Here is a 19,060-nt window from a genome sequence, read left to right on the forward strand (position 1 = left end):
CTGGAATGAGCAGAAAGCAAAAGTTACTGGTTACACACAACCATCAAACCAATACTTTGCAACAAGAGCAAGACTTGCATATCATCCACCAGACAAAACGTTTGGAGGTTTCAGTGGTAGTAACATGACAGTAGAAGGTGTTGATGCAAATGCACAAACACAGCAAGCACCTCCTCCAGAACCACCAAAACCAAAGGGTACACTTCCAAAAGGTATGGAACAAGCACAAACACAGCAAGCTCCACCACCTGAACAAGCACCTCCTCCACAACAAACTAGCTATAGTTCTAGTGAAGGAAAATCAAGAAAACAACAACTCGAAGAATATGAAAAAGATTACTTGGAAAGAATCGAGCAACAACAAATCGAGCAAGAAAAAGAATTCGATAGATTACTCGAAGAAGAAGCAAAGAAGAGAGCTTCAGCTACAAGAGGTAGTTTACCAAAAGGGTTCGAACCACAACCAGAACCTGAACCGGAAGCTCCAAAACAATCTAGAGGAACTCTTCCAAAAGGATTCTAATCTTTCTACAATCCTTTCTTTTACTTTATTTTTAATTTAGATTCTTAAAATCATCTAGAACTTGTTGGGCATGTCCTGCTGGTTTAACCTTGGGGTATACTTTGAAAATTTTTCCTTTCTCATCTACCAAAAACGTACTTCTCATAACACCCATGTATTCTCTACCCATGAATTTTTTCAAACCCCACACTCCAAATGATTTTGAAATCTCCTTGTCTACATCTGATAACAGTGGAAATTTGATTCCCATTTTGTCGCAGAATTTTTTGTGTGAATCTACATCATCTGGGCTGACTCCCACAATCTCAATTCCTTCTTTTTGGAATTTTTTGTAATCTTTAGCAAATTCATCAGCTTCAGTTGTACATCCTGGAGTGAAGTCTTTTGGGTAAAAATAGATGGCATGTTTTTTGCCCTTAAAATCAGACGATTTTACCTGGTTTCCCTTTGAATCCATTACTTTGAATTTTGGAACAGAATCACCTTCTTCTAGCATGTTTTATGATCTGATATTCTGTAATTAATTACTTTTTGACCCAACTTGATCAAAAAGCTAGTCCGAATCTTTTATATGGAAATTGGCGGGGTTTTTGCGTATGGTTAGTCCTAGAAACTGGTTTGCAGAAGCAATTGCCACATTTGCATTGGTCTTCTTTGGTCCATTGTCTGTGATTCTTGCAGCAGCAGTTTTTGGTGAAGGATTAACTATTGAAGGAATCATCATGATCTCTTTGGGTCACGGTGCAGCAATTGCATTTATGGTATATGCATTTGGACATATTTCTGGTGCTCACATTAATCCTGCAGTAACTATTCCAATGATGATCACAAAGAAGATTGGAATTGCAGATGGCATTGGATATATCATATTTCAAATAATTGGTGCAATCATTGCAACTGGTACTCTAATTGCTTTATTCCCTGAAATTGGCAAACCTGTTTTCTGGGGTGCACATGGTGGACCAAGTGATTTGCTTGGTGGAAGTTTGATGTCTGGATTAGTACTTGAAATTATTCTTACATTCTTCTTGGTTACTGTAATCTTTATGACTGCAGTTCACAAGAAAGCACCAAAAAGTGTTTACGGTGCTGTAATTGGTGGAATGGTCTTCTTACTCCACTTAGTAGGTGTTCCTCTAACTGGTGCATCAATGAATCCTGCAAGATCTTTGTCTCCAACATTGCTTTCTGGAGATGCTGGATTGTGGGAAGTTCAATGGCTATATTGGGTAGGTCCAATCGTTGGCGGTATTATTGCTGGATTGATTATGAACTACATCTATGTCAATAAAGCAGAAAAAGAAGCATAATCCTAACATTTTTAAAAATTTGATAATTCTTTTTTCGTAATGAGTGTTGATGATATTTCTGCAATGCTTGATGCAGAATTTGCAAAACTTCAAAATTTAGTAACAAAGGCTACTGATTCGGATATGGGAGTTCCTGAAATTGTCGAGACATATTATCAGGTCATGAATGTGTCCTCGATGTGTGAGATGCTCTCTCATCAACTTTCCGGAGATGAACACAAGCCTCTGATGGCAAAAATCTCTGAGACTAGAGATTTCATATCATCAAACTTTGATGCTAAAATCCACCCAAAAATTCTAGATTCCCTAACTACATCAATCCAAGAAACAACAAAAATTCTACAATCAAGTTCTAATGAAAAATCTCAAGAAGACATTGAAAAAGAGTCTACAATGTTTGAGGATCTTCGCAAAAAGATGAGTACCAAAGAATTTGTTGAACAATATCAGAAAGGATTGTCATGATTGAAGATCTTGCAAAAAATCTTGTTGAACTAAAAAAAGAGTTTGCAAAAATCTATGAAGGTAAAAGTCAGGTCCAAGAAGTAATTCCAAAATCTACCACTGATACATTTTCTATTCCTCAACAGAACTTGGAATTACTACATCAGTTTGCAACAAAGAATCCTATCTATTACCATTCATTTGAATTAAAAGTCAATGACGTTGATTGCATTGTTTATGAGGGTGACATTAACAAATATTGGTTGAATAGCATTCAGCATGGTTCCAGCAATGCTCCATTTTCTCCAACATGGATAATGTCTGCATACATTGGTGCATTATATGCCAAAGAACTTGGGTTTTCTGAAATTATTGATATTGGTTCAGGTGATGGAAGAATAGCTTTTTGTGGTAAAGTTTTGGATATGGAATCATACAGTATAGAACTAGATGACATACTAGTTGATCTTCAAAAGTTACTAGTCACTTCGCTTGATTTTCATCCCCACTGTTCAGATGCTACGACATTTGATTATTCTACATTAAATTTAACTCGCCCAATATTCTTCATTGGTGGTCTTGCTCAAATGGGTGGAACTGGTTTGGCATCTGGTGTGTTGGAGAAAATTAATTCAGAATTAAAACAAAAGTCAGGTTGGGCTTTTGCAGGAACCTTGTCTCCAAAATATGCCGCAGATCCTAAAGGTGAGGCTGGATGGGGCACACTAATTGAAAATAATGATTTGAAAAAAATCCAAAAAATTACTCTTCCAACTGTCTGGACATTTCATGAACCTGATGACACTCCATACATTTTTGCAGAATCTGGGTAATAGCAATCCAAATTAAGCCTAAACTTACCAAACTTTTCGGACTCGTTGCATAGCTTGGATAGTGCGAACGCTTGCGGAGCGTTAGGTCGCCGGTTCGAATCCGGTCGGGTCCGTTCTTCCTAAATTACAACATCAATTCAATAATTACAAATAATGATGGAGATGAAAAAATGTATTAGAAATGGCAAAATGTGTTTGTGGACATAAAGAGGCAGAACATTCTGATTCAGAGTCTGGTACTGGTTGCAGCAAATGTTTCTGTCCGAGGTATAAGAAAAGCCCCTTTTTCTAAAGTCCAATACTTTACAATAATCAAACTACATAATTCAGTTGAAATACTAGTTTTTTTGAGAAACAATATGATAAAAAGCATGCTTGTGATTGTAGTTATTTTATTTTCTTCCAACATCATAATTTTAGATTCATTTCAAACCCATGTGTCTAGTCCGATAATAACTTCAGACAAAACTAATTACAAACAAGGAGAAAATATCATTATTTCAGGATGGGTAGAATACAATGATGAACCAACATCAGATGTATTGTTACAAATAACTGCAACAAATCCTAATGAGACAAAAATTTTTGATGAATACACAACTAGTGAAATTGATGGAGTATTTGCTATATCCATTCCAATACCAACTGATGCAGAAATTGGAGACTACTCCATACAAGTAATTAGTCAATGCCGAGAAATTCATCGAGAAGTATGTACACACCAATACGAATCATTATCTGTTATTGTTGATGATGAATCAAATCAGAATGAAATCCCAAGTTGGATACGTAACAATGCTGCTTGGTGGGCTGACGGCTCTATAGATGATCAAACCTTTGTTTCTGGTATAGAATTTCTAATCAAAGAAGGAACCATTTCAATCCCTGCAACTCAACCAAGAGAAGAAAAGAGTGATGGAATTCCTGATTGGATTAGAACAAATGCTGCTTGGTGGGCAGATGGCATGATTTCTGATTTTGATTTTGTAAAAGGAATTGAATATTTGGTTGGCAGTGGAACAATTAGAGTCCAAACATCCTCTCAGATTGATCCTCCTTCTTTGGAACTTGATGCAGGGCCAAGTGACGATGATGTTGAATCTGAAAATGCTCTATGCTTGGGAACTACACGATGCATTTCTGGTACTGTTACAAAAATTGTTGATGGTGATACATTACATGTGGATGATGAAATTATTAGATTTGCATTAGTTGATGCTCCTAAAATAAAATATGATGGAGGTCAATCTTTAGGCTTTATTGAACAAATCTGTCCAGTTGGTTCAACAGCTGTAGTTGATCAGGATGATATGCAACTTGAAGACAAGTATGGCCGACTTTTAGGAGTAGTCTACTGTAACGATATGAATCTGAACAAAGAGTTACTTGATTTAGGATTAGGTGATCTGTATTCTGCATTTTGTGATCAAAGTGAATTTTCTACTCAACCCTGGGCACTAAAACATGGTTGTGAATCTGATTCAGAACGGTAATCCTTTAATTTACTCTACAAGTGAGAATTTCAAATGTCTCTAAAGAAAATTGTTGTTGCAATTATCACTCCAACTCACACCAAGAAATCCTTTGATCTTGGTTTAGAGATGGCAAAAAAATTTGATGCCGAATTAACTGTCATCGAATGTATGTACAAAACTCCTCCAAAATTCTACTTCTTTGAGACAAAATCTGACAAAAAAACAACACAAACACAAGTTGACAAACTAAAGGAAGAATTAGAAAACTGGAAAGAAATTGCAAAGAAAGAAGGTGTACCAATCAAGACAAAATTTGCCCTAGTTGAAAATATCTCTCATTGGGTTATTGATTATGTAAAGGACCATAAAACTGACTTGCTAATTGTAGATTATCCAAAACTATCCATGGAGGAAATCACTCTATTTGATGATATCATAAATCACATTCATCACAAATCTCATTGTCACTTGCTTACAATGAAATCCTGAGAAATCTCTTTCACAATCCATGGATAAAACATGTCAAAGAAAAAAATAGGATTAATTTCACTGAGCATTGTAATTTTTATCATTGTAGTAATTTCCGTTCCGTCTAGAAGTAACATGGTTGACATGCGTGAAATTGAAGAATATGCAGAAACTTTGAAGGAACCAGTCAAAGATAAAGAAAAATCTCTAGTTGTAATGGTAGCACCATCAATTAATGAAGAATACTATGAGGAAGTATTTTCTGAAATCATTGAATATGATATTGATGCTGTTAACACTATCTATGGAAAAGACAATGTTGTGTTACTTGTAGATGAAGATACAAAGCATTTGTTTGAGGGGCAAATTCCTGATGAAGTAATTCATGTATCTGATGTTGCAGACATTTGGATTCGTGATTTTGGAACTGTAGATACAATAACTGAAGTCAAATTTGATTACAAACCTCAGTATCTTGAAAATGAAGATTCTGTATGGATTGATGATAGTTTTAGAGATTGGTTTGATGCAAAAAATCTTTCTAGTCAAAAATCTGATTTGATTTTAGATGGTGGCAATCTTGTTTTTAATGGCGATGACAAAGCAGTTACAACTGTTAGAGTTTTTGCAGACAATCCACAATATTCTGAATCAGAAATTGATTCAATGTTAAAGGAATTGTTGAAAGTAACTGAAATTGCATATCTTCCTGAAGAAGAGGGTGACATTACAGGACATTCAGATGGAATGGTAATGTGGGCAGAATCCGACAAATTACTAGTCAATGAATATCAGGAACCATTTAGAAGCGAAGTTCTATCAGAACTAGAAGAATCATTTTCTGACATTAAGATAGTAGAAATTCCTTATGATCTTCAGCCTGAATTGTGGCGAGATTGGCCTTCAGCATGTGGCTATTATCTCAACTCCCTTGTAACTGAGAATCACATCTATGTTCCAGTATATGGTTTGGAAAAAGATCAAATGGTTTTGGAATTGATTCAATCTCACACCACCAAAAAAGTAGTTAGTATTGATGCATCAAATGTTTGTTTTATGGGTGGTAGTGTTAGATGTTTGACATGGACTACCGATGGAATTAATGCAGAAAAAATTCTCGAGTCTTAATTTTATCTAATGCTAATTCTGTTTTGTACAAAATTGCTCTTAAATAATCTAGATGTGAATTTATGATATGAGTGAAAATAATCTAGACTTGAATGAATACTCTGAAAAATGCTCCAAGATTTTAGAAGATCCGGAAATTCTTTTTGCAGGCTTGTTGGATGGAGAAGGTTCTCTTTTGACTGGTGGTTACAAACCTGAAACTTGCTCTAGACTTAGTGATGAGCAACATCAGACAATATGCTCTGAATTAGCATCTCGTGTAACAAAAAGAAAAAAATTCAATTCTGAATTAGGTCACGTAAAATACTCTGCATCAAGAAGGGAACGAGTTGTAATAATGAGTTTTCCAATCTTTGACAAGGCAGTAATGATTCTTGCAGAGCCTCACATCAATATTGATATATTTGCATTTAGGATTTTATCAAAATTAGGTAGACAATGGGGAGAAAATGAAGAATAATCAAATGATTTATTCACTTGATACTTCGTCTTTCTTTTTGTTGAATTTGTTATATCCTTCTTGATTGTAACCTTCTTTGTCATAACCTAGGTGATCATATCCTTGTTTATCATATCCGTTACTATCAAATCCATTTTCATCATATCCATCTAAATCATATCCGTTACTATCAAATCCATTTTCATTGTATCCCTTACTATCAAATCCATTTTCATCGAATCCTTCTGTGTTGAATCCATTTTTGTCATATCCTTGTTTATCATACCCGTTACTATCATACCCATTTTTATCAAATCCATTTTTGTTAAACCCATCTTTATTGTACCCATTTTTATCAAATCCATTTTTGTTAAAACCATCTTTATTGTACCCTTTTTTGTTAAATCCCTCTTTATCAAAAGGTGATTTTGTTTCGATGTGAATTCCGTCTATCGAAAAACCGCGATTGTCATAACCTTCTTCGTCATATCCTTTTTTGTCATACCCATTTTTGTTGAATCCCTCTCTATTGTAACCTCTGGAATCAAATCCATCCTCATCATATCCCTCTTTGAATCCATTTTTGTCATATCCTTTTTTATCGAATCCGTGTTTGTTAAACCCCTTTTTGTTAAACCCTTTTTTGTCATACCCATTTTTGTTAAAACCATCTGTATCAAATCCATCTTTATTGTACCCTTTTTTGTCAAATCCATCTTTGTCATAGCCATCTAGATCATATCCGTATTTGTCAAACGTTCGACTAAATCTATCAAATAATCCCATAACAGAATTTTATGAATTTTATTCAGATAAGAATTTTCACATCTATGTTCCAGTATTAGGGAGAAGTGAACTAAATGATTGATGAAAAATAATATTTAGGGTAAAAATTCAGTTAAATCATGACTGGTATGTTAGAAACTTGGGTTGAAAAAATTCGTACTAACGATCCAAACCAAGTAGCAGAATTATACCATCCAGAAGATGGTCTATTACTAGGAACCTTCTCTGATATTGAACGTCCAGGGCATGATCTTATCTTGAAATACTTTGAGAATCTACTAAAATCTCAAGTTGATGTTGAAATTGTCACTCAACATAAACATGAAACTGATTCTCTTGTTGCAAACTCTGGTTTGTACAATTTCATAGTAGATGGTAAAACCGTGAAAGCAAGATACACATTTGTTTTCATAAAAACTGGGGATGCCTGGAAAATATTGTCACATCATTCTTCAGTACTACCTGAAGGTAACTAGAATTTTTTAACAAATTTTGGCTTTGAGACTCCTGTTTCCTATTTTCTCTCTTGAGTTTGTACCAATCAATTAATAATATTATTTGACGATATAATATTGTGAAATTAGCCATCATAATGATGATTTCTCTTACATTACTCTCAACATCAGTTGTTGGAGATTCTTTTGCAAATCCTAGAGAATTAAAAAATATTGAAACGATAGAACAGACCAACGAGTATGCAAATTACATTCACTTTCAACCTGAATGGAATAGCTATCCTAGAAACTTGATAGTTGATGTAACAACTTCCTGGGATAGAGAATTTGTTTCAGGTGAAAATGAAGAATCAGATATTTCAAAACATGGTGCAAAAAACAGGCAAAATGGTTTACAGTATGTTAATTCAAAACCTGTAGTTGCAGTTCAGTTTGATTATATGGATTGTCAATCACAATGGTTCCATTATGCAAAAACTGGATTGGATTTGCTTGGAAACAACTTTGCATTATTTAATTCAGAAAAAATAATCAAAAATTCGGCATATTCTGATGCTGAGCAAGCACAAAAACTTGAAAACGGATTTGCACAGTTTGTCCCAATATGTACTTCAAAGGCTTCAACAAACTATGAGTATGAAGTATCCATAAATGATGATTCTGTAGGATTTGACGTCTATTTTGTCTCATCTTTTGCTCAGCAATGGAATTACTTTTTGTTCTCAGAGCATTTTGAGTACTATGATTCTGAAGGATGCTTTGGTCACAACTTTCAAAAATTTGCAGGAACTTGTGAAAATGTAGCAGATACTGCAGGATTACTAATTGTGATTCCTGATGAACTATCAAGACCAATGACTAAGATCACAGTTGATTTGTTTGAAAAATAGATTCTGATCTGTTCCAAAACAATAGTCTTTTTTGTATGTGATTCTTTTTGTTATTGTGCACTGTAACGGCTCTTGCAAACAGTACTATGTAAAAAATAATGAAGGCAGTAGATATGCAAATGGTCAAAAGCGATGTCCTGAATGTGAAATATTTGTAAAATGGGATGGATTGTGGTGCCCATGTTGTGGAAGGTTACTTCGAACAAAACCTAGGGCAAGAAAACTAAAGCAAAAATTGGTTTTAATGAAATCACTCTGAGATTACATCAGATAGTTTCTTCATTTTACTGGTATCGTTATTTTTAGCCAAATCCAATGCTACTTCAACATCTTCCATGTTGTTATTTACATCATCGTGAACTTCTTTGTCTTTCATACAAATCTCGATTGCTGGTAGTGCCTGAAAGTTCTGAAATTGCTCTTCAGTAACTAGGCATGTATAGTAATTGTCATCATCTTTGAATTTGTAATTGATTCTAAATGGCATGATGTTCTTACTACCTATGAATATATGAATTTTTAATAGAATATGATCTGATAATAAGAAAAATATTGAAATATCTTTATTTTTTAGTTTTTCAAATGGGTATTTCAGAATGCAAGCAAAAGTGTTCGGATTTTGAGCCATCCTCAAAACAGTTCACATATGAAAATGGTGGGTGCTATTGCAGAAATTGTGATTATTATTTTAAAGAAAAATTTCTGAGATGTCCATGTTGCAATACTAGAGTTCGTTATTCTACTCGCTCAAACAAACATAGAGTGGAATCCTCAGTAGTGAGATTATAATATTTAATTTCCAAATCTCTCAAAATTTTGTGCCTAAATTATAATTCTACACTCATAGAATATCTTTTGGAGATAAGAGACATCTTAATTATCTCTAATTAGCTTGAACTAATTATCGTTGGTTGCTATTATGCTATCATAATTCTGGAAGATTCTACTGGCATTTCAGCAACCAATGATTTTTTTTAACAATTATTCTATGTTTGTAAAATAAAGATCCTGTTTTAATTTTTCAAATTTTTATTTGTGGTGTGACTTTGTTTGTAAAATTTTCCTCATGCCGTGATTGTGGGTCCTTTTTTACAAATCATTATCCTGGTTACATACAATGTCCTAAATGTAGAAAAAAGTGATGCTGTTGACTTGTAGAGGAATCTGTGAGAGATACAAATCTGAAAAAAAACGATATGATCCTGGTACAAAACGATGCACAGCATGCAATATCTACATACTATATGAGGGAATCATATGTCCTTGCTGTGGAACTCAGTTACGAGCAAAGCGAAAAAGTAAATTTTCAAAATAATTTTTTGATCATTGGAAAATTGGAAGGTGACAAAACGCCAATAGCAATACTATACCTGGTCGGTAATGAATGGAGAACTATTGTAATTTCCAATTTTTCCAATGATCTTTGGCCAAGCTGACTTGTAATGATGTCAGATCACAGCACGGCCAACTCATTCTTAGTTTTCAAATTAATTATATCTGACTGTGGTTTCTTTTTGTTGTTCTAAACTTGTGTACTTTTCTAATCTAATACTTTGTCTTGTTTCATAATAATAAAATAAGAAAATGTACTGAGCATCATCTTTAATTAATTTTTTAATAAATAACTAGTATGAGTCAATCTGATGTTAAACCATGGGTGATTGTAAGTAGCATTAAGCAAGATACCAATCCTCAGGACTTACAACGGATATCTCCACAAGTTTCTACATTAGTGGATGAGTGGCATGCAAATGGAAAAATCATGCTTTCTGGACCTTTTGACAATGCATTGTCTTCTATGGCTGTTTTTGAGGCTACAGAGGAGGAAGCTAGGGCATTTTACAAAAAATATGAAGATATTTGCTCTGGAATTTTGACCTATGAATTGTATCAATGGGATGTAATGCCAATTCTATCAGTCTTATCCAAGTGACTGATTATTCCTATTATTTTTGTGATCACATTGAAAAGTGAATTGTGTAGAATTTGTGGCTGTGAGATTAAAGAATATTCAAAGTGCGAACAATGCAAATTAGTTGTTTCTACAATCTGTAAATGTTGTAACTCTATTGAAGAAATCCAAACTCATATTCATTCTTCAACTGCATGAGAAAACTTGAACAAATTAGAGAATTGAAAACCATGTTGACTCATGCCAATAGAAATACCCCTCCGTGTTAATTAGGATGAACAACTATTTTCATTTGGTTTCCAATTTCTCTAGTCTTACAGTACATTTCTAGGGCTAATGTCGATGCATTGTATGACAATGTAGATACTTTCTAAAAATTATTATAGATTTATCAAATTGCAAGTCTTTATTCTATAGTTGTGTTTGATGTCATTTGGTAATCTTATTCTAATTTGCTAAACTAGGATTTTGAAATTATTGATATTATTATTATCTACTTTAACAAATTTTGTTCATGTTCTGTAAACTTGTATGTTTAAACTATAAATCTAAACGCCCTTCAGATGGAAAACGATACATCGCTGGACAAAAAAGATGTCAATACTGTGAAGTTTTTATCAATTGGGATGGTTCTCGTTGTCCATGCTGTAAATACAAACTGAGAACTTCACCTAGAGGAAGTAAATGGAAGCGAATTCACGTTGTTGAAAAATCAATTAATTGATGAGATATGATTTCAAAAAATCTTAAAGAACAAATCATGTGTGAAATGTGCAAAATCAATCCTCTAACAGAAAAAGTCTATTGCAATTATTGTGACAAGTCTCATTATCTGTGTTCAAATTGTATAGAAGAAAATAAAGATAAATTACAAATGCGTCCTGTAACTGTTTCAACCATTTTTCAGAAAAACCTGCACAAATGGAAGTAGAGTTATTTTCTATTCTTGTTCTATATAATGAGAAAAAGACTCAGGATTAAGTATACTAGGCCGGCCTAACTTTTCAATGATGACTCGAAATCTAACCGTATTCATTACAGCAGTCTTAATGGTTGGAGTTGTAGGATTATCTGGAAATATGATTCCAGAAGCCGAAGCACTAAAAGCTAAAAATCAAGGCGGCCCTGCAACCGATATCTGTGGACTATCGCTATGTTCTGAATATCCGGGCGGAAAAGAAGCATATCAGGCAAACTGGTTTAAGTCATACTTGAGTGCCCCAAGTGTCCAAGTAGATTCTACTCCGATGCATTCAGATGATCATGATGATCACAGCAAAGGAAAAATTGTACCAAATGCACGTACTGCAGACTCTGAATATCCAGCACAACTAGATGTTTTTATCCACAAATTCGAATTGGATAAAATCTCAGCTGAAGAAGCTCTAGATGGAATCAAAGATGTACATACTGCATATGTTAATGCAAGAATCTCTAATGACATTATCAATGGTGTAGCAGATAAATTAAATCTCTACAACAGAGGAACTCTCAACGCTGAAGAAGCAATTGAATCAATTCACTTGACAGCTGAACCACAAAACGTCAATCCTGAGTATCAGGGTGCATTAGACGAAGTGATTCACATGTTCGAGAAAGATGCAATGTCAGCTGAAGACGCTATTGATGGAATCATCGAAGTTCACAACGGCTTTGTTGGATTGTACATCACATCTGACTTGATTGAAGCAGTTGATGTAATCATCGGTCACATCGATTCTGGTAAACTATCAGGAGGCGATGCAGTTGAAGCAGTACACTTGACAGCTGAACCACAAAACGTCAATCCTGAGTATCAGGGTGCATTAGACGAAGTGATTCACATGTTCGAGAAAGATGCAATCTCAGCTGATGAAGCAATCGATGGTATTGTAGAAGTACATGACGGCTTTGTTGGATTGTACATCACATCTGACTTGATTGAAGCAGTTGATGAGAAAATTGCATTGATGGATTCTGGTAAGCTATCAGGAGACACCTTTATTGAAGCAGTCCACTTGTCAGCTGAACCACAAAATGTGGATCCAGAGTTTATTGGAGCAATAGATGAACATCTACACAAGTATGAATTAGACAAAATGCCAGCTGAAGATGCCATAGCAGGTGTCATTGAAGTACATGAAGGCTTTACTTCACTCTACATCACATCAGATCTAATTGATGATATTGGTACCCAAATCAGTATCTACAATTCAGGAAATGATTCTGTAGACCATGTATTACATGAAATGCATGAAATAATTGAAGAAGCTGAAATGGCTGCAATGCAATCTGGCGATGATGATGGTATTCCAGTGTTAGACTTGCCAGCAAATCATGTTGGTATGCCAGCAGGTTCTGGTGTTCCAGGATGTGAGGCAGATAATTGGTGTTACTTACCAAATGATCTACATGTTCATGTTGGTGACACAGTAACATTTGTTAACACTGATACACTACCACACACAGTAACTTCAGTTAATCCAACAGGTGCAGAAAAACCTTCATCTGATGATGAAAATGGTTTATTTGATAGTGGTTTCATGTCTGGTGGCGATGAATGGTCTTATACATTCGACACCGCAGGTGAGTACTACTATTACTGTCAATTGCATCCATGGATGGAAGGCTCAGTTAATGTCGAATAGGAAATAATTCCTTTTTTTCTTTTTATTTTTACAAACCACAACAAGAACGAATTGAATGAACTGGTTTTGCTTGTCCTGGCATTTTTTCACCGTTAATTGATTTGATGAAAATTGTTTCAGATTTTGAAATTACTCCAAAGTTTTTTCCTTGTCCAATGGAATCCAAATATCCTCTAATTGATGTTGTTACTTCTACTTGATCAATTGTTTCATCATTTTCTATTGGTGATAAAACAAATTCATGTCGCTTCATTGTTGGAATTGCACCAATATCATCTGAAACATAAATTAGCAATTCCTGCTGTATTGGTAGAACTTCAGAACAATTTACAGTAATCATACTAATCCTAGAAAATTCCTGTATTTAGGTTCATTTTATGTTCTACAAGTTTGTTTGTTGTCAACAAACTGGATGTTTTTAATCTCTAAACAAAGGAAATTCATGCAAGAAAACAATGAAGCAATGTCTTGTTCTGTTGGAACAGGCTGCAGAGTGTCTTTATGCCTACACGAATATGCTAAAAATGGAACAATTTCGTGCATAAAATGTGGTGAAATTAGGTACTAAATTCATAGGATATACTATGTTCATACCTTACTATAGCTTGTTTGTATCGAAAGAACACTCTGTTAGATAATTTGATTTTTGATTTTAAATATGGCAGACTCTTCAAACCCGTTTGATAATCTTACATCATACGAACTGTATCGTAGTCTTTATGAGAATTCCCCAGACTTGTATAGGACAATTAATCTTGATGGAATCATAATTAATTGTAACAAATCTTATGCAGACACTCTAGGATACAAACGCTCAGAAATTATTGGAAAACATATCTTTGAGCATACTGATGAAGAAAGTTTTTCAGACATTAGAACTTCATTTGAAAGATGGAAGACAGGTTTACCTGTTCAAAATTTTGAAATTTGGTTAAAGAAAAAAAATGGTGATAAATTTTTAGCATTACTTAGTGCAAACAATCTATATGACAAAAATGGTGACTTGATTGGAAGCAATACTGCAATTCGTGATATTACAGAAATCTCTTTGATGAAAAAAGATCTTAGTGTTCTAAAACAAGATAGACTAGATGTTATGGGGGAATTATCAATTAGAATTGCACATGATATAAAAAATCCATTAGGCGTGATTAAAAATTACATTGAATTAATCAAATTTGAAAAGGATCCTGTATTAGACAAATACGCAAAGATGTTCAAGGCAATTCATCGTGCAACTGTAAGAATTGATCATCAAATAAACGAAGTTTTAGAATTTGTTACCCCTCATCCGTTAAAAATTCAGGAAAATTCCCTAAAACAAATCATTGAAACTACTCTTGATGAATTAATCGTTCAAAAAGACGTTGAAATTATTTTGCCTGAAAATGATGTCGTCATAAATTGTGATAAACAAAAAATTGGAATTGCATTTGGAAATCTATTATTGAATGCGATGCAGGCGATGGGAAAAACTGGCAAATTAAGCGTCGATTTCACTGAATCTGACTTTGAAGTAGAGATTACAATCACTGATACGGGACCTGGAATCCCTCATACACTTACTACAAAGATATTTGATCCCTTATTCACTACTAGACAAATTGGTACTGGTCTTGGATTACCAATTACTAAAACTATCATAGAACAGCATTTGGGCAAAATTGACTTTGAATCAAAGGTAGGAGAGGGCACAGTCTTTAGATTTACACTGCCAAAATCACCGTAAGATCTAATAGTCAAAAATAATCAGACTAGTTATGTCGAAATCTGTTTTGTATAGTGATAAACATATTCAAATTTTCGATGACAAACTTCGATTCCGTTCTTGGTGTTTACCCTGGGGTAAAAAAGATGTAAAACTGGTTCACATCAAGAAGATTTCTGAAAAAAACATGGGATTGTTTTCAGGGCGCCTTAGAATTTCTGGTTCAAACAATTTTAGGGATTGGTTTCACTTTGATGCAACACGACCTGCAAAGAAAAAAGCCATAGTTTTAGAAACTGATTTTAAAATTTACAAAAGATTATGGATCACTCCTGAAAAACATGCAACTGCATTTCGAATTCTAAAAAAAATTCTTGATAACCGTGAATAGACAAGGATATGGTGTCATACTTGCAATTGCATTAGGAATTGCTGGATTCTTTGGAGGAGGATACCTAGGTGATGCATTATGGTTTATGGCAAATGATTATCTTCCAAAGTGTGGTGATCTTGAAAAATCAAAGCAGAACAAATGTGTAAATGAGAATCGTGATTACTATGCAATAAATACAATTTTCTTATTTGGTGGTGTACTAGTTCCATTAGTTACTACGATCTATTTTGTGCGTCATTATGCCTAATGAAATAAAGTCTGTCAAAAATAATACTTTCATAATATTTATTATAATCATACTCATTACCAAATATGGGTATGGCACTGGAAACACAGATTCTTGAAAACTTTGAGAGAAAAATCAAGGAATTGCTTGCCGCAGGAACTGATTTAGAAGAATTGGAGCGCCTTTATTCAGAATTGATGGTGATTTTGCAGCATGAAATGGATAAATTTCAAGAAAAGCAATCCTAGTTACCGCCTATAGTGTGAATTTCTTAAATATCACAATTTTGTATATTGGTAATGAGCCGAGAAGACTTTGACTATTCTAAAATCAAAGTAGAAGACATTATGACTAGAGCACTCATTTCTGTAAATCCTGCAACAACCTCACTTCAGATTGCAAAGATGATGGAGCAAGGTGGTATTGGAGCAATTATTGTTAAAGAAAATGAAATCCCAATTGGAATTATTACTGATAGAGATTTTGCAACAAAAATTGCAGCACAAAGCTTACCATTTGATACTCCAGTTGAAAAAATAATGTCATCACCATTAATTACAATTCCAAATGATGCACCAATTTCTTCAGCAGCAGAAATAATGAGTAGCAAAAAAATTAGAAAACTAGCAGTATCTGATAATGGAAAGATTGTTGGAATTATTACTTCAACTGATTTAGTAAACCAACTTGCAAAATAATTAGAACGTTTTTGTCTTTCTAAGAAATACTGTAACTGATGCCATATAACATGCAGTAGAGATTACTTCAGAAATCAATGATGCAAGATATGGTTCTATTCCAATTTCTAAAAAGTAATACAATGATGGCCATCTGATAGCAAGATAAATTATTTCTCCTACTCCAAATGATGAAATGATTGCAATGATTTCTTTTTTAATTAAACCTGACTTCATATTCTTGTATCGTTCTCTGTTGTCAAAGTAAAACAACACTGAAAAAATTCCAAAATATACAACGTATCCAAAAATTATGGTAAATGTTGTGTTTAGATAATTTTCTTGATCAGCTAACAGTTGAGCAACAACTGCAGAAAGTGATGCAGATATTGCAAAACAGATCAAAAAGTTGCGGTTAATCTGCAGCAACTGCTGATTGAGTTTCATGATGACCGTTTCTTTTAACTAATATTTTGTGTTAACTCTGAAATGGTAATGAAAAAGAGATGTGAGTGGGCAGCTGAAGAACCAAATATGTCATACCATGATAAGGAATGGGGTCGTCCCCAGCATGACGATCAAAAATTGTTTGAATTTTTGGTCTTAGAAGGGGCTCAGGCAGGTCTTTCATGGACCACAATTCTGAACAGACGAGAAGGGTATAGGAAGGCATTTTCTGATTTTGATGCCAAAAAGGTGGCAAAATACTCTGAAAAGCGCATAGAAAAACTACTCAAAGACGAATCCATAATCCGAAATAAACTCAAAATCAACTCAGCAGTGAACAACGCCAAGCAATTTCTCAAAGTTCAGAAAGAGTTTGGCTCTTTTGACAAGTATCTGTGGGGTTTTGTCAATGGCAAGCCCATCAAAAATAGTTTCAAGAAATACACTGATTTGCCCGCATCTACTGAAATCTCTGAAAAATTAAGCCGAGACCTCAAAAAACGTGGATTCAATTTTGTTGGCCCTACAATTTGCTATGCTCTGATGCAGGCAATTGGAATGGTAAATGATCATACTGTTGAATGCTTTCGTTTTCAAAAATAATTTTTAAGGTTGGAATATCAACCCTGTATAAAATAATGAATTCTAAACTTTCTCAATTTTCAAAAACTGCAGGACCTGGAATACTTTTTGCATGTACTGCAATTGGTGTATCTCACTTGATTCAATCAACTCGTGCAGGTGCTGACTTTGGATTAATGATTTTAGGATTTGTTGTGTTAGCTACTGTTCTAAAGTATCCCTTCTTTGAATATGGCTCTCGATATGCAAACTCTACTCAGACAAGTATTATAGATGGCTACAAAAAACTTGGAAGACCTGCATTATGGATGTATTTTATCATCACAATCTGTTCAATGTTTTTTGTAACAGGAGCTGTAGGATTTGTTACTGCAGGATTTTTTGAGAATCTATTTGGAATTGATTTTCTTGAAGAGTTTACTGTAGTTATTTTATTTGCAATTTGTGTTGGCATTTTAGCAGTTGGAAAATACAATGTCCTTGATAGTCTGATTAAGATAATTGCCATTGTTTTGCTAGTATCAACTGTTTCAGCATTTTTGCTTGCATTGTATAATGGTCCAATTGAAGAAGTTCCTGGATTTGCTCCAAAAGAATTGTGGAATCTTGCTGGAATCTTTTTCTTGCTTGCATTAATGGGTTGGATGCCTGCACCATTGGATCTTTCTAGCTGGAATAGCTTGTGGACACTTGAGCGTTCAAAGCAGACAAGTTACAAACCAAAACTAAAGGAAACCTTACTTGAATTCCGGCTTGCATACCTGATTACTGGTGTTTTAGCCGTGATGTTTGTAGTTCTTGGAACTTTCATCTTTTATGGTTCAGGTGAAGAATTACCAAATAGCAATTCGAGTTTTGCACACAAGGTAGTTACTTTGTACACTCAGACAATAGGGGAATGGAGTTATGTTGTGATTGCAGCTTCGGCATTTTCTGTAATGTTTGGAACCATTATTGCATTGTTTGATGGCTATTCTCGGTCTTTGCAGAGAACAGTTGAGTTAATTTTCTCTAAAAAAGAAGAGAAAATACGCACAAAATTCCGTACATTTTACGTAGTTTTTCTGATAATTCTTTCAATTGGTTCTCTGATAGTTATTTTCCAGTTTGCAGGAAATCTAAAAGAACTAGTTGATTTTGCAACTGTTTTGTCATTTGTTATAGCCCCCATAATTGCAATCTTTAATTTCAGACTAGTTACAGGAAAATATCTTCCAACAGAGCACCATCCTTCTGTACTTCTAAAAATTCTTAGCTTTGCAGGAATTGTATTTTTGACAGGATTTGCAATTTTCTTTTTGGTCACAAAATTCTTTTCTTGACAACTAAAAGGTTAGAAAAATTAAATGAATCTAAAAATATGTTTATTTTCTTGTAATTCTTTCAGACAATGGATAAAGTTCTAATTTTATTTTTAATAGGTATAGCAGTTGGAATTTTTGTTCCGTATATTGAACACCGTTTTCAATCTCTGCAATTGTCTGATGAACCTTTAACTGCAATCCAACAAATTTTTGCAACAACTACTCATCTTTGGCACTTGTCTATATCGATACTAGTTCTCATTACTCTTCCTGCCGCAATTTTTAAGAGCATTAGAAGTCGATTGCATAAAAAAGAATTTTATCCCATTCCCTTTATGACGGGTCTCTCATTTGGTTTTACCTTGATGTCTGTTGTAGGGATAATTAGAAGTCATTTGTGATTTGTTGTTGTTCCAAATTCCTTAAATTCAA

The 19,060-nt window shown here is 34.1% G+C and carries 25 protein-coding genes, 1 tRNA gene and 1 pseudogene; 22 read left to right on the forward strand and 5 right to left on the reverse strand.

The window, feature by feature from the left end; genetic code table 11:
* Nucleotides 1-523, forward strand: a pseudogene (locus tag Q0941_RS09705) (trans-sialidase); the annotation flags it as partial.
* A gap of 31 nt (nucleotides 524-554) precedes the next feature.
* Here Q0941_RS09705 and bcp read toward each other — a convergent pair.
* On the reverse strand, nucleotides 555-1,019 hold the full coding sequence (gene bcp, locus Q0941_RS09710; RefSeq protein WP_299293601.1) for a thioredoxin-dependent thiol peroxidase: 465 nt from the start codon (nucleotides 1,017-1,019) through the stop codon (nucleotides 555-557).
* Between the two features lie 100 nt (nucleotides 1,020-1,119).
* Between bcp and Q0941_RS09715 the strand changes: the two genes are divergently transcribed.
* The 8 genes from Q0941_RS09715 to Q0941_RS09750 all read left to right on the forward strand — a co-directional run bounded on the left by Q0941_RS09715 (nucleotide 1,120) and on the right by Q0941_RS09750 (nucleotide 6,641).
* Entirely contained in the window at nucleotides 1,120-1,833 is a 714-nt protein-coding gene (locus Q0941_RS09715) for an MIP/aquaporin family protein (protein WP_299293604.1), read from the forward strand.
* 39 nt (nucleotides 1,834-1,872) lie between these two features.
* A complete protein-coding gene (locus Q0941_RS09720; RefSeq protein WP_299293607.1) occupies nucleotides 1,873-2,298 on the forward strand; it encodes a hypothetical protein in 426 nt (141 codons plus the stop codon).
* A complete protein-coding gene (locus Q0941_RS09725; RefSeq protein ID WP_299293609.1) occupies nucleotides 2,295-3,110 on the forward strand; it encodes a hypothetical protein in 816 nt (271 codons plus the stop codon). The genes Q0941_RS09720 and Q0941_RS09725 overlap by 4 nt, the downstream gene beginning before the upstream one ends.
* Before the next feature lie 38 nt (nucleotides 3,111-3,148).
* Nucleotides 3,149-3,223, forward strand: a tRNA-Arg gene (locus tag Q0941_RS09730).
* A gap of 246 nt (nucleotides 3,224-3,469) precedes the next feature.
* Nucleotides 3,470-4,603 (forward strand): thermonuclease family protein, encoded by a 1,134-nt coding sequence (locus Q0941_RS09735; protein ID WP_299293611.1) that lies wholly within the window; start codon nucleotides 3,470-3,472, stop codon nucleotides 4,601-4,603.
* 33 nt (nucleotides 4,604-4,636) lie between these two features.
* The gene (locus Q0941_RS09740; RefSeq protein ID WP_299293614.1) at nucleotides 4,637-5,074 is read left to right on the forward strand and encodes a universal stress protein; all 438 of its coding nucleotides are present in this window, start codon (nucleotides 4,637-4,639) and stop codon (nucleotides 5,072-5,074) included.
* Between the two features lie 30 nt (nucleotides 5,075-5,104).
* Nucleotides 5,105-6,181: an agmatine deiminase family protein gene (locus tag Q0941_RS09745; RefSeq protein ID WP_299293617.1), complete on the forward strand. Its 1,077-nt coding sequence runs from the start codon at nucleotides 5,105-5,107 to the stop codon at nucleotides 6,179-6,181.
* Nucleotides 6,182-6,248: 67 nt separating this feature from the next.
* The gene (locus Q0941_RS09750; RefSeq protein WP_299293620.1) at nucleotides 6,249-6,641 is read left to right on the forward strand and encodes a DUF6659 family protein; all 393 of its coding nucleotides are present in this window, start codon (nucleotides 6,249-6,251) and stop codon (nucleotides 6,639-6,641) included.
* A gap of 9 nt (nucleotides 6,642-6,650) precedes the next feature.
* Here the strand turns inward: Q0941_RS09750 and Q0941_RS09755 are convergent, their stop codons facing one another.
* Nucleotides 6,651-7,406 carry a hypothetical protein gene (locus tag Q0941_RS09755; RefSeq protein WP_299293623.1) on the reverse strand — a complete coding sequence of 252 codons (756 nt, stop codon included), beginning with the start codon at nucleotides 7,404-7,406 and terminating at the stop codon, nucleotides 6,651-6,653.
* A 119-nt stretch (nucleotides 7,407-7,525) separates the two neighbouring features.
* On the opposite strand from Q0941_RS09755, the gene Q0941_RS09760 reads away from it, so the two are divergent.
* Together Q0941_RS09760 and Q0941_RS09765 are read left to right on the forward strand one after the other, a co-directional pair.
* On the forward strand, nucleotides 7,526-7,882 hold the full coding sequence (locus tag Q0941_RS09760; protein WP_299293626.1) for a nuclear transport factor 2 family protein: 357 nt from the start codon (nucleotides 7,526-7,528) through the stop codon (nucleotides 7,880-7,882).
* A 98-nt stretch (nucleotides 7,883-7,980) separates the two neighbouring features.
* Nucleotides 7,981-8,751 (forward strand): hypothetical protein, encoded by a 771-nt coding sequence (locus tag Q0941_RS09765; protein ID WP_299293628.1) that lies wholly within the window; start codon nucleotides 7,981-7,983, stop codon nucleotides 8,749-8,751.
* Nucleotides 8,752-9,001: 250 nt separating this feature from the next.
* Here Q0941_RS09765 and Q0941_RS09770 read toward each other — a convergent pair whose 3' ends face one another.
* Nucleotides 9,002-9,238: a hypothetical protein gene (locus tag Q0941_RS09770; RefSeq protein ID WP_299293630.1), complete on the reverse strand. Its 237-nt coding sequence runs from the start codon at nucleotides 9,236-9,238 to the stop codon at nucleotides 9,002-9,004.
* A 660-nt stretch (nucleotides 9,239-9,898) separates the two neighbouring features.
* Here Q0941_RS09770 and Q0941_RS09775 point away from each other — a divergent pair.
* The 3 genes from Q0941_RS09775 to Q0941_RS09785 all read left to right on the forward strand — a co-directional run bounded on the left by Q0941_RS09775 (nucleotide 9,899) and on the right by Q0941_RS09785 (nucleotide 13,290).
* A complete protein-coding gene (locus tag Q0941_RS09775) occupies nucleotides 9,899-10,066 on the forward strand; it encodes a hypothetical protein (RefSeq protein ID WP_299293633.1) in 168 nt (55 codons plus the stop codon).
* Nucleotides 10,067-10,381: 315 nt separating this feature from the next.
* Nucleotides 10,382-10,684: a hypothetical protein gene (locus Q0941_RS09780; protein WP_299293636.1), complete on the forward strand. Its 303-nt coding sequence runs from the start codon at nucleotides 10,382-10,384 to the stop codon at nucleotides 10,682-10,684.
* Between the two features lie 989 nt (nucleotides 10,685-11,673).
* On the forward strand, nucleotides 11,674-13,290 hold the full coding sequence (locus Q0941_RS09785; RefSeq protein ID WP_299293639.1) for a plastocyanin/azurin family copper-binding protein: 1,617 nt from the start codon (nucleotides 11,674-11,676) through the stop codon (nucleotides 13,288-13,290).
* Nucleotides 13,291-13,318: 28 nt separating this feature from the next.
* On the opposite strand, the gene Q0941_RS09790 is transcribed toward Q0941_RS09785, so the two are convergent.
* The gene (locus Q0941_RS09790; RefSeq protein ID WP_299293642.1) at nucleotides 13,319-13,630 is read right to left on the reverse strand and encodes a C2H2-type zinc finger protein; all 312 of its coding nucleotides are present in this window, start codon (nucleotides 13,628-13,630) and stop codon (nucleotides 13,319-13,321) included.
* Between the two features lie 318 nt (nucleotides 13,631-13,948).
* Here Q0941_RS09790 and Q0941_RS09795 point away from each other — a divergent pair, with 318 nt between their 5' ends.
* The 5 genes from Q0941_RS09795 (at nucleotide 13,949) to Q0941_RS09815 (ending at nucleotide 16,316) form a co-directional block, all read left to right on the forward strand.
* On the forward strand, nucleotides 13,949-15,019 hold the full coding sequence (locus Q0941_RS09795) for an ATP-binding protein (RefSeq protein WP_299293645.1): 1,071 nt from the start codon (nucleotides 13,949-13,951) through the stop codon (nucleotides 15,017-15,019).
* Between the two features lie 31 nt (nucleotides 15,020-15,050).
* Nucleotides 15,051-15,389: a hypothetical protein gene (locus Q0941_RS09800; protein ID WP_299293648.1), complete on the forward strand. Its 339-nt coding sequence runs from the start codon at nucleotides 15,051-15,053 to the stop codon at nucleotides 15,387-15,389.
* Nucleotides 15,382-15,639 (forward strand): hypothetical protein, encoded by a 258-nt coding sequence (locus tag Q0941_RS09805; RefSeq protein WP_299293651.1) that lies wholly within the window; start codon nucleotides 15,382-15,384, stop codon nucleotides 15,637-15,639. The genes Q0941_RS09800 and Q0941_RS09805 overlap by 8 nt, the downstream gene beginning before the upstream one ends.
* A gap of 71 nt (nucleotides 15,640-15,710) precedes the next feature.
* Nucleotides 15,711-15,866 (forward strand): hypothetical protein, encoded by a 156-nt coding sequence (locus Q0941_RS09810; protein WP_299293654.1) that lies wholly within the window; start codon nucleotides 15,711-15,713, stop codon nucleotides 15,864-15,866.
* A gap of 51 nt (nucleotides 15,867-15,917) precedes the next feature.
* Nucleotides 15,918-16,316: a CBS domain-containing protein gene (locus Q0941_RS09815; protein ID WP_299293657.1), complete on the forward strand. Its 399-nt coding sequence runs from the start codon at nucleotides 15,918-15,920 to the stop codon at nucleotides 16,314-16,316.
* On the opposite strand, the gene Q0941_RS09820 is transcribed toward Q0941_RS09815, so the two are convergent.
* A complete protein-coding gene (locus tag Q0941_RS09820; RefSeq protein ID WP_299293660.1) occupies nucleotides 16,317-16,742 on the reverse strand; it encodes a hypothetical protein in 426 nt (141 codons plus the stop codon).
* 48 nt (nucleotides 16,743-16,790) lie between these two features.
* On the opposite strand from Q0941_RS09820, the gene Q0941_RS09825 reads away from it, so the two are divergent.
* The 3 genes from Q0941_RS09825 (at nucleotide 16,791) to Q0941_RS09835 (ending at nucleotide 19,029) form a co-directional block, all read left to right on the forward strand.
* Entirely contained in the window at nucleotides 16,791-17,345 is a 555-nt protein-coding gene (locus Q0941_RS09825) for a DNA-3-methyladenine glycosylase I (RefSeq protein ID WP_299293662.1), read from the forward strand.
* Between the two features lie 35 nt (nucleotides 17,346-17,380).
* On the forward strand, nucleotides 17,381-18,646 hold the full coding sequence (locus Q0941_RS09830; protein ID WP_299293666.1) for a divalent metal cation transporter: 1,266 nt from the start codon (nucleotides 17,381-17,383) through the stop codon (nucleotides 18,644-18,646).
* 155 nt (nucleotides 18,647-18,801) lie between these two features.
* Nucleotides 18,802-19,029, forward strand: a complete 228-nt coding sequence (locus Q0941_RS09835) for a hypothetical protein (protein WP_299293669.1) — start codon at nucleotides 18,802-18,804, stop codon at nucleotides 19,027-19,029.
* Nucleotides 19,030-19,060: the final 31 nt, after the last annotated feature.

The organism is Candidatus Nitrosopumilus sp. (genome assembly GCF_028278985.1).
Classification (GTDB): Archaea; Thermoproteota; Nitrososphaeria; order Nitrososphaerales; family Nitrosopumilaceae; genus Nitrosopumilus.